Below are 15,145 nucleotides of genomic sequence, written 5' to 3'. Positions count from 1 at the left end.
TCCCTCCAGTCCCGTTCGCGACTCCCACGCCACGGGTCTACTTCGCGCTACCCGAAAACGGACCGCCGTGCCCTCCGAATCACTCGCTCCGACCGCACCGCCCTGCGCGTCGGCAGCAGACGCCTTCCCCCGCCTCCCGGATGCCCGGCAGTGGCTCCCGGCCACCTCCGGCCGCATCGCGTCCGACGGATTCAGCTGGATGCAGGCCGTCTGCTGGTTCCAGCTCGACGGCTCCTACACGCGGGGCCGTGACCACGGCCCCCGGCGCATGGGGCCGACCACCCTGCGCGTCGCCGCAGAACTCGCCCGCCTCGCCCCCTGCCGTCCCGGCGTCGACTACCTCGTCCGCCAGCTCACGCTCTCCAAGCGCACCGTGCAGTACCACCTGGCCGTCCTGCGCGAGACCGGCCTGCTCACGTACCGGACCAAGGGGACCCGCGTCCGCGGACAGGGCGGACTCGCCAGCGAGTTCGTCTGGACCATCCCGCCGGCCTTCGACGACGCCCTGCACCTGCGCACCGGCCCGTCCGAGCGGTACATCCGCGCCGTCCACGGCATCGACGACGCGGGTCGCCCGCTGATGAAACGTATCGCCACGATGGCCCGGCAGACACTGCGCCGTCGCCGGCGCACCCGCCCCGCGAACAACTCCCCGGCCCGTTCCTCGGCTCCATCGCGTTGCACCCCAATGGGGGGTGGTTCCTCAACGTCTTCTACTGCGGGTACAACTACCTCTCCCTCTGAGAGCAAGCTCGAAACGGGGCACAGCCCAACCTCCACCCCGAAGACCACCAAGCCCCGCACCCTCAACGCCGTCGGCCGCCGATACCGACTGGCCGCACAGCTGATCCGGCAGGTGCCCTGGCTCCACCGCGCCTCCGTTCCCCGCATCGCCTGGATCCTCCGTCACGTCTCCGACGCCGGATGGAGCGTCACCGAGGTCATCGCCGTCCTCGGCCAGCAGGCCCCCGCCCACACCGTCCACCGCCCCTCCGGGTTCCTCGCCCGCCGCCTGCTCGGCGTCCACCAGCTCTACGACACCCCTGCCAAGCGCCAAACCCTCGTCGCCTGGTGGCGTGACTCCCCCCAGGCGCAGATCGACCGCCACGCCGAATGGGAGGGAACCTGGCAGGCCCCCCGCAGCCGCGCGGTCACCACCCTCGTCGGCCGGGCCATCGCGGCCGTCCGCCTCGGCGCCACCCCCCAGCAGTTGCCGGCGGACCGCCCCGAACTCAGCGACACCGACATCGCCGCCCACCGGACCACCGCACACCACAGCTTCCTGGCCGGAGATAGCGGGCTGATCACCTCCACCGTCGACTTCCTCGGCCGATCCGAAGCCGAGCGCCTGTACGGAACCGAACTCGTCGCCCGCGCCCTGCGCCTGCATCACGCGAGCAGCCACCTGACCCTGGGAGCCAGCCGGTGAACCCATCCCAGCCCACGGGCGTCGACCTCGCCCGCGTCGCCCTGAAAGCCGCCCGCGAGAACGCCAAGAAGCGCGGCGCCTCCGCCCGCCAGACCAGGCCCCTGCGCCGGACCACCCGCACCGGCGGCCGCGACCCGATCGCCTTCGCCTCCGCCCTGACCCTGCTGGTCGCCGACCGGGCCTGGGAGGTCCCGGTCACCGGCGGATCGGTTCTCGACCGCTGGTCCGAGATCGCCGGCCCCGAACTCGCCGCCCACATCACCGCAGTCCGGTTCCACGAGACCACCGGCCAGCTCGACCTCCTGCCCGACTCCGCGGCCTACCGCACCCAGATCCGCCTCCTGGCCCCCCGTCTCCTCGCCTGCATCCGGGACGCCCTGGGCACCGACACGGTCCGCCGCCTCAACGACCTGCCCCCCGGCAGCGCCCCCCATGGCGTCGAACCACCCGCGCCCCCCGCCCAGGAACCGAACCCGCCCGGCCCGTTGATCACACGGGAGAACGCCTCTCCCGGCTACCAGGCCGCACTCGCCGCCCACCGGTCCACCGTCGCCCGGACCACTGATCCGACGGCCTCCGGCGGACCTTCCCACCCTGGCCTCCTGCGCGAACCCCCTGGCGATTTCGCCCGCGCTCTTGCCGACCTCCAGAACACTCCGGCCGCCAGCGGGGGCACGAGCCACACACGAGCCCTGGCCCGTGCCCGCCGCGAACGCGACAACCAGATCACCAACCACCACCCCCTCGCCTGAACGGAGCCACCGGTGTCCAGCTACTACAGCTCCCTTCACCCTTACCAGCAGATCGCCTACGACCTGCGGCGCCTGATCACCAGCGGCTACCTCAAGCCCGGCGACCGCCTCCCCTCCAGCCGCGACCTCAAGTACCGTTACAACGTGGCGGAGATGACGGCACGCAACGGCCTTCGAACGCTGTGCGAGCAGGGCTTGGCCCGCAGCGTCACAGGACGGGGGACCTTCGTCTCCGACCTGCCGGAACCGGACCAGGAATCCCGGTCCGAAGCCTCAACTCGCTACACGGCCTCGACCATCACCGATCAGGTGCTCGACGAGCTCTACGAGGAACTCGACCACCTCCGGCTCCTCCTCGCACACCACCGCACCACCCTCCCTCTGCAGTCCGACAGCACCGATCCGCCCGGCTGGACCTCGTCTCCAGCGGACCGACCCCGCCCCGGCCGCGCACCCGCGCCGTAGGATCGGCGGTCCGCCCGAAGCGCCGGCCAGAAGAGCAAGGGGACAGTGCCGTGGATTTCGTGGTCATCGACCGATTCGACGGCATACCCAGAGCGCCGAGGCCGCTCGCGGTGCTGACCCGGGACAACTGGGACGACCGAGGCTGGCGCACCATGTTCGACCTGACGGTCATCGACGACAACGGGCAGCGTCACGAAGTCGGGCTGGTGAAGATCGGCGCTGTCGGCATGGACCAGGACACCCAGCCGCGGGTGGAGCTGTCGGCGGAGTTCTCCGAGCTCGGCGAGAACTACTTCTCGGTGGGCCAGGACGTCACCTACTACGAGCGGCTCAAAGACCTCGGCGACCGGATCCGCCAGTCCGTGCTCGGAGGACTGAGGGACATGGCCTTCGACGAGGAGACCTTCGCTGTCGCCGTGCAGGAGGAGGTCACCAGGGTCTCCCTGTGGCGCAGCCTTCGTACCGCGACGATCGAGGAGCAGTTCCGCCGCATCGCCCGCGAAGGCGGCCACAGCCGGCTCTCCTACCGTGTCGTGTACGAGACACCTGCCCGGCCCGGCGGCGACAGCGCCCGGCTCGGCTTCCACGTCGAGCCCGGCCAGCTCCCGCCCAGCAACATCCACGTCCTCACCGGACGGAACGGCGTGGGCAAATCCGTCCTGCTCAACCGGCTCACCCGCGCCGTTGTCTATCCCGATGCCGACCCGGCCGAGGTAGGAACCCTCACCGAGGCAGGCCGGGCCCATCGGGAGTCCTTCGCCAACCTCGTCACCGTCTCCTTCAGCCCCTTCGACGATCTGCCCCAGCTTCCTCATGAGAGCGTGACGCGCCTCACCCACGTCGGGCTGCGCACATCGCCCACGCCGGGCGCGCAGGGCACGGACAGCCAGCTGAAGACCGACGCCCGGCTCAAGAAGGACTTCGCGGAGAGCCTCGAAGCATGTCTGAACGGCGAGCAGAAGGAGCGCTGGATCGAGGCCCTGAGCACCCTGTCCTACTCCGGCAGCGGACTCCTCGCCGACGACTGGCTCACCACCTTCCAGAACATCAAGGATGCCGCACGCCGACGCACGGCGGCCAACAAACTGTTCGCCACTCTGAGCTCCGGCCACAAGGTTCTGCTGCTCACCATGACCCGTCTCGTCGAACTCGTCGACGAGCGCACCCTCGTCATCATCGACGAACCCGAGAACCACCTCCACCCGCCCCAGATCGCGGCCTTCGTCCGCGCCCTGTCCCACCTCCTGACCGACCGCAACGGCCTCGCCATCGTCGCCACCCACTCCCCGGTCGTCCTCCAAGAGGTTCCCGCCGACTGCGTGTGGAAGCTCCACCGCGCCGGCGACCGCCTCGTCGCCAACCGGCCCAGGATCGAAACGTTCGGCGAGAACGTCGGCATCATCACCCACGAGGTCTTCGGCCTCGAAGCCGACGAGACCGGCTTCAACCGGGAACTGAAGCGCCTCGTAGACGAAGGACTGTCCTACACAGAGATCCGCTTCCGCTTCCGCAACCGGCTCGGAGGCGAAGCCCGCATCATCGCCCGTTCCCTCATCGCGCTCCGCGAGAGCGGCGAACTCCCGGGCGGAGGCTCCCGCTGATGCTGCCCCTGCCCCGCCCCGCTCTCGACGCCCGCACCGTCTACACCACCTGCATCTCCACCGCAAGCCCCCTCAAGGTGCGCGCCGAACTGATCCAGCTCAGCGACCGGGTCGCCGAGGCCGCCGCGGACTACGAGAAAGCCGCCGCCCAGCGGGCACTGCACACCCTCGGCGCACTGCAGCACCAGCCCGGAGGCAAACCCGCCCCCAAGACCAACAAGGATCAAGAGGAGGCGGACAAGGGTGTCAACGACCACCTCACCGCCACCTACACCTCCCGCATGGTCCCGAAGAAGAGCCAGGGCCGCACCTTCTACAACCAACTCCTTGCCGCCGCTCCCGACGGCCGCTGCACCCTGTGCGGCCAAGGTCTCGCGGACACCCTCGACCATCAGCTCCCCAAGGCGGTCTACCCGCTGCTCGCGGTCACCCCGGACAACCTCGTCCCCGCCTGCCGCTCCTGCAACACAATCAAGAGCGATCAGGCCCCGGCCGCCGCCGAGGAACAGACCCTCCACCCGTACTTCGACACGGACATCAACGACTACATCTGGCTCGCCGCCCGCGTGACCGGCCTACCAGGGCCTGCCGTCACCTTCCACGCCGATCCGCCGCCCGAGATGCCCCGTGTGCTCGCCGCCCGTGCCCGCCACCACTTCTCCTCCCTCGAACTCGCGCGCACCTACGGCCCTCAGGCCGGACCGGAACTGCGCACCCTCAGCCGGAGCCTGAAACGCCTGCCCCTCACAGACATCCCCGAGCACCTCGCCGAGCGCGCCGAGGACTGGACACAGGAGAACCCCAACAGCTGGCAGGCCGCCCTGTACCGGGCGCTCGCGACCAGCTCCTGGTTCACGGTGAACGGCTACCTGGAGCCGTAGAAGTGACCCACCCGCGCTGACGACTGCGGCGACTGAGTGGCTGGTGGTGCCGCTCACGGCGCCGGGGCGATCATCACCTGGGAGGGGTGGTCGAGCCAGATTTCTTCACCGTCGGGACGGACTGTCAGGCCGAAGCGCCGCGGATCTGGTTGTCCCTTGCCGGTCCACCAGCGGTGGGCGGTGCTGAGTTCGTCCCACAGAGGCCGTGCGCCGCTCTGGTGCACGGTGCTCTCGGCGTCGTCGTCGTGGATCAGGGCGGCGGCCCAGGAACGGTCGGTCAAGCTGTAGAGCCAGACACTCAGGGCTGTGCCGCGCCGGGCTCTGAGCATCATGCAGTCCGGTACGAGAAAGCCGGCGGCCGTCATGAAGGGATGCCGCAGAGGATCGTCGAAGCCCGCCGAAGCCGATGTCAGCGCGGTGACCATGGTGCTGGAGTCGCCGGGAAATCCGTCCGGCAGATACGCGCTCTGGTCGATGCGGAGCCGCTGCGAGCGGGCCTTCATGAACTCGACCGGTGTGCCGAAAGGACCTGATGCGGTGCGCCCGTCGTCGGCGACGGTCAGACGCACCAGGCGGTCAGCGGTCGAGAAGTGAGTTCCCCAGGGGGCGAGAACCACCGCGCCCGGCGTGGCCTGTTCGACGAGCGCGTACGGGATGCGGCGCAGTCCGGCGGTGGCGATGATCCGGTCGTACGGGCCCCGCGCCGGGTGTCCGAGCAGGCCGTCACCGGTGATGACCGTGGGATGCAGTCCCGCGCGGGCCAGCGCGGACCGGGCGGCGTCGGCGACGGTTTCGTCGACCTCCATCGTGACGACCTGCTCGTCCCCGAGACGGTGCGCGAGAAGCCCGGCGTTCCACCCCGTGCCCGTCCCCACTTCGAGGACCCGGTGGCCGTCGCGGATATCGAGGGCGTCGAGCATCTCCATGACGACGCTGGGCATGGACGCGGACGAGGTCGGCATGCTGCCCGGCGCCGGACCGGTGTGACGGCCGTCGTCCCATTGTGTGGTGATGGGGATGTTGGCCTCGGTGGCCGTGTACCAGCCTTCGGGGTCGGCGGTCCGGTCGAGGGTCTGCGAGGTCCGGGATTCCATGTCGTGCGGCCAGATCACGTCGGGCAGGAACATGGACCTGGGCACGGCGTTGAACGCGCCGGCCCAGTGGAGGGGGAGAACGCCGCGGTCGGCGAGTGTCCGGCCGAGGGCCGCCCAGCCGGGCCGTGGCTCTGTCTCGGTGTGCGTCACTTCTTGTGCTTGCCGTCCCCTTCGGGGGTGCTGCCGTCGGGGCTCGGCGGATCCTGCGGCGGCTGCCACGGCTGCCACGGCTGGCCGGGGTGTCCGTCCCCGCTCCCGTCACCACCGCTGCCGTCCGCGCCGTCCGCCCGGACCGTGCCTTGAGTCATGTCCTCGCCCCTTCGCCGAAGCGCTTTGTGTTCCAGCTCACCCTAGGAGACGTGGAGTTGACGAGTCAGGGCATCTGGGACGTTTGGCCGGGAAGACTCCCGTTTGAAGTTGTCATCGTCTGCTGTTGCCCGCAGTGTGCCCGCCGGCTCCTGGGACGGGACTGGGGGCTGACTCGGCGGTTCGCCGACCATGGGCCCGGGGTGTCCTTGCGTCCCCAAGGGCCATGGCCGGAACTCCTACGTTCTGGCGAGGACCACGTTGATCTGGACGGCGTCGCGGGAGTGGAGCGGATGAGCGGGCCCGTCTTCGTGTCCGGTCAGAGAGGCCGGGTCGGTGTGCAGCCGGGCGTGGACGGTGGGGGCGGAGTGGTCGTCGAGGACGATGGCCAGGGGGCTGGCGGTCTCCCGGGCGATCCAGCCGAGCAGCCGTCCGTCGTGCTCGACGCGGATGGCGCTGGGGTCGGCCGTGTTGCTGCGGTCGCGGACGAGGTCGAGGGTTGTGCCGGGGACCAGGCGGACGAGGTGGGTGTGACCGGCGGCGTGGCGGATGCCGCGCAGCGGGGTGGTGAGCGTTCCGGAGCCGCGCAGGATGACGGTGCGCGCGGCCTGGGGGCTGCGGCGTTCGGTACTGCGGATGAGAAGGGCCGCGGTGTCGGGGTCGGTGAGAGCGGTGAGTTCAGGGGCGGTGAGCTGGCTGATCCAGTCGAGGAAGCCGCCGAGGGTTGGTGCCGGGTCGGGGAAGTGTCCGGCGAGGGACGAGGCGGCGGCGCGGTCGTGGACCCCGATGCTGGCCGCGTAGCAGGCCGCCGGCGTGGCGACCCCGTACTTGATCATGGCGGGGAGCGCTGCGAGGTGTCCTTCGGCGGGTGTGCCGCGCTTGAGTTCGAGAAGCTGGAGGACGGCGGAGACGGCCCAGGCGAGGTCGTGGGCGATGACCCGGTCGAGGACGGTGGTGGTGGCGGTGACGTCGGCGGTGCCCAGAGCCGCGTGGTGGGCGCGGTGCAGTTCGGCGACGGGAAGGGCGTTGACCCAGCCGTCGGCCAGGGGGGCGATCGCCGCCGGGGGAACCTTCTTGCGGGCTGCGCCGCGCAGGAGCTCGGTGATGTGTGTGGCCGCGTTCAGCACAAGAGCGCGCAGGTCGTTCCAGCGATCGGGGGCGAGGAGTTCGGGCCGCTGGACGAGAGCGGCGGCGATCTCCTCGGCGGCGTTGAGTGCGTCGATACCGCCCTGGACACTGAGGCCGGTGCGGACGATCGCGGCGCGGGAGGGGCGGTCGGGTATCTGGCGGGCGATGGCGGTGATCCGGCGTGCGGAGAAGCGGGCCAGCGGTTCGAGCTGCCACTGCCGGGCGCCGAGCTGATGCCCGCCGAGGGTGCCCTGGAGGACGACGAGGGCGAGGCGTTCGAGGAGTTCCTGGTCGGGGGTGTCGACCGCTTCCTCGGCCAGCAGGGCGAGGAGTTGGACGTCCAGCCCGCTGGCCCAGCTCGCCAGGGTGGTGTCGTCGGGGTCGTCCAGGATGAGTTCGCTGAGGTCCTGCCCGGCTTGGGGCGGGCGACCGAGGCGGGCGGTCGCCAACTGGCGGTAGAGGCCGGCGAGAGCTGACACGACCGGCTCGACCTTGTCACGGTCGAGGTAGGCGTGGCGCAGCCGCGCGGCGCCGCGCTGGTCCTTGGCGATGAGGACGACGTGGCCCTCGGATTCGTGGAACGCGCGGCCGGCGCGCCCGGCGGTGTTCCAGAAGTCGCGAACGGAGATCGTTTCGCCCTGATTGCGCCAGACGTCGGGCACGAGGACGGTTTTGACGGGGAGGTTCATGCCCTGGGAGAGGGTGCTGGTCGCGCACAGGACCCGCAGGGTTCCGTCGCGGTAGGCGCGTTCGAGGTGGGTGCGTACGGCCTGGGGGACTTCGCCGTGGTGGTAGGCGCAGCCGTGGAGGACCATGTCGGTCAGCTCGTGGCCGGAGCCGGTGTGGCGGGCGATCTCGGCGGCGAGCCGCAGCCGGCGGCCGGGGATGGCGCTGAGGTCCGCCGGGCCGGCCGATTGCGTACCGAGCCCCGGGGTCCCGGGGGCGGTGAGCGCTTTCACGAGGGCCTTCGCTGCGGCAGCCGCCTTGATCGGCGTGGGTGAGGAGATCAGGACGGGGCCGAGGCGGTCGAAGTGGAGGGCCAGGGCGGCGGCGACGTCCTTGGGCGCCTCCGGGAAGAACCGGGTGCGCTTGAGGCGACGAGTCAGTACCCGGGGTACGAAGAACTCGCCCGGTCCGCCGTTGCGGTAGTCGATGGCGCCGCTCTGTCCGTCGGCTTCCTTGCCCCACCAGGAGAAGATCCCGGTCCGCAGACGGGAGGGCGACCAGTCGATGCCGGCATGGTTGCGGCCCTGGGCGTCGGGGTCGAGCCAGCGGGCGAGGTCGGCACCGTTGGGCAGGACCGCGGAGAGGAGGAGAAGCCGGGCGCCCGGCGTGGAAAGGCGGATGCGGGTCAGGAGCATCTCCAGGCGCAGTCCGCGGTCCGAGCGGTCCAGAAGGTGGGCTTCGTCGACCAGGACCAGGGCGAGGCGGGCGCCGAGTTCGGGCATGTTCCGCAGGAGCAGATCGAGCTTCTCGCTGGTGACCACCAGGACATCGGTGAAGTCGAGCAGCTGGGACTCGTAGCGGACGTGCTCGGAGCCGCCGAAGAGGGAGGACACCCGGTGGCCGGCGAGTTCGAGGGTCTCGGAGAGCTGCCGCTCGACCTGAGCGGCAAGAGCCCGGGTCGGGACGACGTAGACCGCGAGCGGCGCGGGCGCCCACCAGCCCTCGTCCGGGCCGGCCGGACGGTGAGCGAGGGCGTGGAGGATGGCCCACTCGGCGATGTGGGTCTTGCCCGCCGAGGTCGGCATCGTGACAATCATGCTGCCGGCGTCCCGGTCGACGAGCCCGGCGTCCAGCGCGGTGCGCTGAGAGGGCCACACCTGCGTCATCGGGCGCCCGGCGACGATGAGCGCCTTGAGGTAGCGCTCCCACTCCGGGCCCCAGGTCGAGGCGCGGCGCAGCAACAGCCAGGGGGAGGTGGCGACGATGTCCTCGGCGACATGGGCCAGGGAATCGACCAGGGTCCACGTGTCCGCGACCGAGGCGTCCAGCAGGATGGAAGCGGCCTTGCGCAGGTCGGCGACCGCGGCCTTCCCGGCCGCACGGTCACCCAGCCGCCACAGCGCGGCCAGAGAGCGGGCGGCACGCCCGGCGAGCCCGTAGGCGGCCAGCACCGCCGCGTCCCCCTGGTCGGCGTGCCCCTCCGCCGCCTCGCCGACCAGCCGGCGCCCGAGCACCACGAGTTCTTCCCGGGCCTGCTCGCCCAGACGGGCCGCCGCGTCGATGTCCCGCCGCAGGAGCGCGCCGGTGACCTCGGCTATCCGGTACGGGGCCGCGGTCATCGGGGATTCGATGACCTGGCCCTCCCCCCGGCCGAAGTGCCCGCGGACCTCGCGGAGGTAGCCGGTGGCCAGGGCGTGGGAGTTGGCCTGGTAGCCGGCCAGGCTCCACACCGACGCGGCGATGGCCAGCAGTTCGGCCCGGCGCGGGTCACCCTGCTCGTGGCGTTCGGCGAGATCCGCGTACGCCTCGGCGATCTCCGGGAGCGGCCCGGGGTCGGCGCGCCGTTCCCGGGGGGTGCGGGTCAGCTGTCCGAGGCGTGCCAGGGTCAGACCGCGGCGCAGACTGGCGGGGTCGTAGGTGTAGGCGGCGGCCGGACCCTCGGTGCTGATCTGGTCACCCAGCACGTGGGAACGCAGCTGGGCCCGCAGCAGCGGCGCGGCCTCACCGCCTGCGAGGGCGTCCTCGCCGAGACGGCGCACTTTCCCGTTGTAGTCCCTCACTGTCCGGCCTCCTTGCTGCTCTTGCCGGCGAGGGAGGGCCCGGTCTCGGCCACCTTGTAGACACGGGCGACGAAGTCCTGCAGACCGGGAATCTTGACCACGGTCAGCTCGGTGCGCTGCTGGACGACCCCGGCGAGCAGGGTGACGACATCGTCCTTCCACGCCTTCATGTCGTGGACGAACACCATGTGCCGCTCGACCACCCGATGCTCCGGGCGGCGCAGCAGGCCGGCCAAGTGGCCGGCGAGGAACTGTGGGCCGGCCTCGGAGCAGCGGGCCATGGCGAAATGGATGCTCTCGTCGAGGCGGTCCATGACCTTCTCCAGGCTGTCGTACGCCTCCTGTCCCAGGGGCTTGTGCCGTGTCGCGCGGGTTTTGACCTCGGGCACGGCGATCACGGGCGGGTTCTCACGGAACCGGAAGGCCAGCACGTCCGTGCCCTGGACGGCCTGCCCCGCGGTCTGCTTCCACCGGAGCTTCAGAATGGGCACGCACCACCGGCGCACCCGCCGGTAGAGGGCACCGGTGACGATCTCCCCGAAGTCACCGTGCCGCACCCGGACCGTGGCGGGGAACTTGTTGGTCCGCACATAGGCGGCGACCTCCGGCGCCCCGAGATCGTCGAAGACCAGCGCGAGTTCATCCGGCCGGATGTAGTTGCGGGCGACCTCGCGGCCCAGGCAATCCAGCAACTCGTCCTCGCTGAGCCGCCCGGAGTCCACCAGCGCCTCATAGCCCAGTTCCCCGCCCGGCTGCTGGACCTGCTCACTGCGCAACCACCTGTCGAACACGTACGCCCCCTGACTCGCGCCCTTCGGGCAGGCATTGTCTCCCGGGCCCGGGGGCCCGGAAGACCGAACCGGCTACGACAACCCGGTTCCGCTCCGGCACGGTACGAAAGCCCGCCGGCCACCCGGGACCCACCGCCCATGACCTCCGAACGCATGACCAGCGAGTCCCCTGAAGGAGGGAAAACAAGTGCTTACCAGTTCTGACCCATAAGCACCTCCATGTACTCTACGATGAGGGGCACGACCCCAGACCCGGCAACAGCAGGAGCCCCAGGCGTGCCGACCGAACAACACGAGCCCCGGCTCCAGGCCCTCGCGGTCAACGTGGGAAAGCGCTGGAGCGAGGTGGCAGCCGGCCTCAGCACAGAGGGCGACGTGGTCCTCTCGGCCTGGTCGCCCTGGCGCGGCGGATCCACCACCAGCAAGCTCTTCGACCCGGACCGGATCGCCGTCCTCGTCGCATGCCGCCGCGGTGAAACCATGGCGGTCTACGACGTCACCCCGGACGCGGCAGGAGAGCGCTGGCACTGGGTCGGCGACGAACCGCGCCGCCGGATCGCCTTCCACGGACAGCCCTCCACGCGCTACGCCGCACACCTCGGCGCTCCGGCCCCCACCTGGAAACGCGGTGAGGGAACACCGGTGAAGGTGCTCGAACTGGACACCCTCCTCCGGGGAACCGCCCCCAGCGACACATCCCCGCGCCAGATCGTCCTGGGGGAGGCACTCGTCAGCACCGACGGCAACCGGCGCCTGACCGTGTCCGTCCCGTCCGACTACACCGTCGTCATCCAGACCCGCACGACCGAAGCCGGCAGGAGCAGCTGATGGACACCACGGCCTACACCGACGGCCTCGCCCGGCTCCGGGAACTCCGCGACGAGATCGGCAAGAGAGAAAAGGCCCTCAACAAGCTGTACGCCCAGCGCGACAAGCAGATCAAAACGCTGGGCGAGCACGCCAAGGCCAAGGCCGAACGCCTGGCCCCGGCCGCAGGCCTCGCCGTCAAGGACATCGTCGCCCTCGTCCCCGGACTCGCCCCCGCGGCGCCCGCCGCCCCCCAGCCCCCGGATGCCGCTGTCACCCGCCCCGGGCGGACAGCCGGTACCGGGACGGGACCCGGCGCGGCCACCCCGTCCCTCACTCCGCTCACACCCTCCCCGCTCGTCACCGAACCCGAGCCCCCTGCGGAAGCCGCCCCGGCACCGGCAGCCCAGGACCGGACGGCCGAACTCCCCGAAGAACCCGGCTCCGCCCCGCCGCCCCCCGCCCCCGAGGCCGCGCCTCCCGCGACGCCGGCCGAAGGAACCCTGCGGGAACTGCCGTCCATCCCCGAAGGGACCGACGGAGACCGCTGGTTCGCCCTGGCGCCGAACCTCGTCTCCGAACGGCCGAACTTCCCGCAGAAGGTACACCCCGCCGTCTTCCTCGACGCCGCCACCGGCGTTCTCGCCCACAAGAACCACCGCTACCAGCTCGATCTCGGCACCGGCTCCGCGGCAGAGATCCTCACCGCCGTGTACGCCACCGTGCCCGACACCGTGGAGCGGATCTACATCACCGCCGGAGACCCCTGGCACCGCGACGCCGACCGGCACCGCTACCTGAAGGACGCGGTCACCGCCTGGCTGGACGCCCCCCTGCCCGAGGGGTGGCGGGTGGACACTGGGCGCGGCAAGGACGCTCTGGCCGGCCACTTCGTCCACGAACGCCGCCCCGTCGGACGCTGGCAGCGCGGCGACACGCACACCGAGATCCGCAGCGTCACCGAATGGTTCGACCCCGACGGCGCAGACGTCAGCACGGTCCGCCACGCCCTGACCCTGACGTGGGACGCACTCAGGAAACACTGGCCCGACGTCGTGCTCATGGGCTCCCCGAGCCAGACCGGCCGCGACCTGTGGTCCCGCACCATCCCCACCAAACAGGGCGCCCGCTGGACGGACGGCTACCCCGTCATGTCGGACGAGATCCGCCAACTCCTCCACGCCACCTCCGGACAGGGCCGCAGCGAGCTGATCACCCCGCCCCGTGTCCCGGAAGAACTGCCCGGGTGGACCGAACTCGACCGCACCCTCGCCTACGGCAAGCACACCTGGGCCAGCGGAGTGGGCGCCCCCCAGCGCGTCACGGCCCGCACCTTCACCTCCTGGGAAGCGAAGCGCCAGAGCGACGCCCTCTTCGCCCCGTCCCACTGGCACGTCCGGGTCACCGTCCCCGGCGGATGGAACCACGTCGGACTGCTGCCCGCCGCCGTCGAGGGCGACCGCTCCTGGACCTACCCCTGCGAACCCGGCCGGACCTTCACCACCTGGGCCGGCGGAGCGGAGATCAACGCCGCGCTCCGCAACCCCATCCAGCCGTGGAAGATCGAGATCCTCGACGGCCTCCTCTGGGAGTCCGGCACCCCCCTGCGCGAATGGTCCGACAACCTCAAGGCGGCATGGGCCTCCCTGTCGGCCGCGGCCCAGCACGCCGGAGCCGACGAGCTGCGCCTGGCCTACAAACTCGCCTCACGCGCGGTGCGCAGCGTCCTCCTCTTCGGCATCGGGTCCTTCGCCCAGCGCCCCCGCATCACCACGGGCACCGTGCCCGTCGGCCAGGAGCGTCAGGTCCCCAAGGGAGCGCGCGTCGTGGGGATGAGCGGCAACAGCATCGTCTGGGAGCGCACCTCGATGACCCGCAACCCCTGGGCCCACCCGGAATGGGCATCCGGAGTCTGGTCCGCAGCCCGCGCAGCCCTCCTGTCCACCCGCGCGAAGACCGCCGACGGACAGACCACCCACGTCGGCGCCCTCCACCTGCCCCCCGGAAGTGTGATCGCCTTCCGCACCGACGCCCTCTACACCTCCGTGACGCCGGGCTGGGCCTACCACGGCGAACCCGGCGACTACCTGACCAAGGGCCACCTCCCCTGCACCGTCGCCGCACCCACCACCGAGCAGGAGTTCTCCTCCCTCCAGGCCCTCGGCCGCAACTGGCTCATCACCAACCAGCACTGACCACCCGCACCCCGCGCCCGGCCACACCCAGCGCGCAACAGGATGAAGGAGAAGGGCACGATGCCTCCGCGCAGCCGAGGAAGAACCCCGGCCAGCAGGCGGGAACCACCGCCGCCCAACGAGGCTGCCCGGCTGACCAACGAACTGCGGAACGCCGACTTCACGAAGCGCCAGGTCGCACAGATCCTCGGCCGCAACTCCGCCATCGTCAGCCACTTCTACACCCGCGGACCCGGCGCCGGCGGAGCCTACGTTCAGGCACTGCGCGCCGTCGTCCAGGAAGTCCAGTCCGGAGGGCCCCGTGACGTGGAGTCCCTGCGGCAGCTCGCCGGACAGCTCGTGAAGCGGCGCCGGACCAAGACCGGTCGACTGGCCCGCGTACGGGCCAAGGACACCGTCGAGATCGAGCACGACGAGGAATGGAGTTCAGGACTCGCCCGGGCCGGCCGTCAGCACATCGCCTCCGGAGCCTCCCGACTGAAGCCCGTCATCGACGCCGCCGCTGCGAGCGGAGGCGTCATCGCCTTCTCGGTGCGCGCCTCAAAAGGGAGATTTCTCATCGACTCCGGCGACGCCGACGACAGCCCCGGAGTGTCCCGCCATGTCGTTCAGCGAGACGACGGCACCGAGGAACGCAGCTACGGCAACTCCCCCCGCAGCCGCGGCACCACAACCGGTGGCTTCGACGCCATGGAATGGTCCGAGCGCATCACCGAGCACGGAGGCGACGTCGCGTCCGCGATCACCGACTGGATGGTGGAAACCGGACGCCTCGCGGAAGGCGCGAAGATCACCCATCTTGAGCTCCGGGCCTGGAAGACCGACGACTGACAGCAACCCGCGGCGGGACACTTCGCTTCGGCCCGTCACCGCCGAGGCCGGCCGCCCCCGGCCGACGTTCCCACTGCGACGGGAACAACGCAGGTCACCGGTTCGACAGCACGGGTTCCGGGAAGCGATGCTGTCCGGG

Annotated in this window: 12 protein-coding genes; 8 read left to right on the top strand and 4 right to left on the bottom strand. The window is 70.9% G+C overall.

Annotation, left to right across the window (positions count from 1 at the left end; genetic code table 11):
- Nucleotides 1-67 precede the first annotated feature (67 nt).
- From ACWCRA_RS12975 to ACWCRA_RS12955, 5 genes are read left to right on the top strand one after another with little or no spacing between them, the layout of a single operon-like run.
- Complete coding sequence (locus ACWCRA_RS12975; RefSeq protein WP_451067464.1) at nucleotides 68-1,429, top strand: helix-turn-helix domain-containing protein; 1,362 nt, start codon at nucleotides 68-70, stop codon at nucleotides 1,427-1,429.
- Nucleotides 1,426-2,181 carry a DciA family protein gene (locus tag ACWCRA_RS12970; protein WP_451067463.1) on the top strand — a complete coding sequence of 252 codons (756 nt, stop codon included), beginning with the start codon at nucleotides 1,426-1,428 and terminating at the stop codon, nucleotides 2,179-2,181. The genes ACWCRA_RS12975 and ACWCRA_RS12970 overlap by 4 nt, the downstream gene beginning before the upstream one ends.
- Before the next feature lie 12 nt (nucleotides 2,182-2,193).
- Complete coding sequence (locus tag ACWCRA_RS12965; protein ID WP_451067462.1) at nucleotides 2,194-2,646, top strand: winged helix-turn-helix domain-containing protein; 453 nt, start codon at nucleotides 2,194-2,196, stop codon at nucleotides 2,644-2,646.
- Between the two features lie 50 nt (nucleotides 2,647-2,696).
- Complete coding sequence (locus ACWCRA_RS12960; RefSeq protein ID WP_451067461.1) at nucleotides 2,697-4,247, top strand: AAA family ATPase; 1,551 nt, start codon at nucleotides 2,697-2,699, stop codon at nucleotides 4,245-4,247.
- Nucleotides 4,247-5,128, top strand: a complete 882-nt coding sequence (locus ACWCRA_RS12955) for an HNH endonuclease (protein WP_451067460.1) — start codon at nucleotides 4,247-4,249, stop codon at nucleotides 5,126-5,128. Before ACWCRA_RS12960 ends, ACWCRA_RS12955 begins: the two co-directional genes overlap by 1 nt.
- A gap of 53 nt (nucleotides 5,129-5,181) precedes the next feature.
- Here the strand turns inward: ACWCRA_RS12955 and ACWCRA_RS12950 are convergent, their stop codons facing one another.
- From ACWCRA_RS12950 to ACWCRA_RS12935, 4 genes are all read right to left on the bottom strand, one after another.
- Nucleotides 5,182-6,372 (bottom strand): methyltransferase domain-containing protein, encoded by a 1,191-nt coding sequence (locus tag ACWCRA_RS12950; protein WP_451067459.1) that lies wholly within the window; start codon nucleotides 6,370-6,372, stop codon nucleotides 5,182-5,184.
- The gene (locus ACWCRA_RS12945) at nucleotides 6,369-6,530 is read right to left on the bottom strand and encodes a hypothetical protein (protein ID WP_451067458.1); all 162 of its coding nucleotides are present in this window, start codon (nucleotides 6,528-6,530) and stop codon (nucleotides 6,369-6,371) included. Before ACWCRA_RS12945 ends, ACWCRA_RS12950 begins: the two co-directional genes overlap by 4 nt.
- 237 nt (nucleotides 6,531-6,767) lie before the next feature.
- Nucleotides 6,768-10,382: a DEAD/DEAH box helicase gene (locus ACWCRA_RS12940; RefSeq protein WP_451067457.1), complete on the bottom strand. Its 3,615-nt coding sequence runs from the start codon at nucleotides 10,380-10,382 to the stop codon at nucleotides 6,768-6,770.
- Entirely contained in the window at nucleotides 10,379-11,173 is a 795-nt protein-coding gene (locus ACWCRA_RS12935) for a hypothetical protein (RefSeq protein ID WP_451067456.1), read from the bottom strand. The genes ACWCRA_RS12940 and ACWCRA_RS12935 overlap by 4 nt, the downstream gene beginning before the upstream one ends.
- A gap of 276 nt (nucleotides 11,174-11,449) precedes the next feature.
- On the opposite strand from ACWCRA_RS12935, the gene ACWCRA_RS12930 reads away from it, so the two are divergent.
- The 3 genes from ACWCRA_RS12930 to ACWCRA_RS12920 are packed head-to-tail and all read left to right on the top strand — an operon-like array spanning nucleotide 11,450 to nucleotide 15,006.
- Entirely contained in the window at nucleotides 11,450-12,001 is a 552-nt protein-coding gene (locus ACWCRA_RS12930) for a hypothetical protein (RefSeq protein ID WP_451067455.1), read from the top strand.
- Nucleotides 12,001-14,175, top strand: coding sequence for a Mucin-19 (locus tag ACWCRA_RS12925; protein ID WP_451067454.1), 2,175 nt, complete (start codon nucleotides 12,001-12,003; stop codon nucleotides 14,173-14,175). The genes ACWCRA_RS12930 and ACWCRA_RS12925 overlap by 1 nt, the downstream gene beginning before the upstream one ends.
- A gap of 60 nt (nucleotides 14,176-14,235) precedes the next feature.
- Nucleotides 14,236-15,006, top strand: a complete 771-nt coding sequence (locus ACWCRA_RS12920; RefSeq protein WP_451067453.1) for a hypothetical protein — start codon at nucleotides 14,236-14,238, stop codon at nucleotides 15,004-15,006.
- The last annotated feature ends 139 nt before the right edge of the window (nucleotides 15,007-15,145 follow it).

It is taken from the genome of Streptomyces sp. NPDC001889 (genome assembly GCF_053594535.1).
Note: the sequence above shows the minus strand (reverse complement) of the source record. Positions and strands in the feature narration are given on the sequence as shown.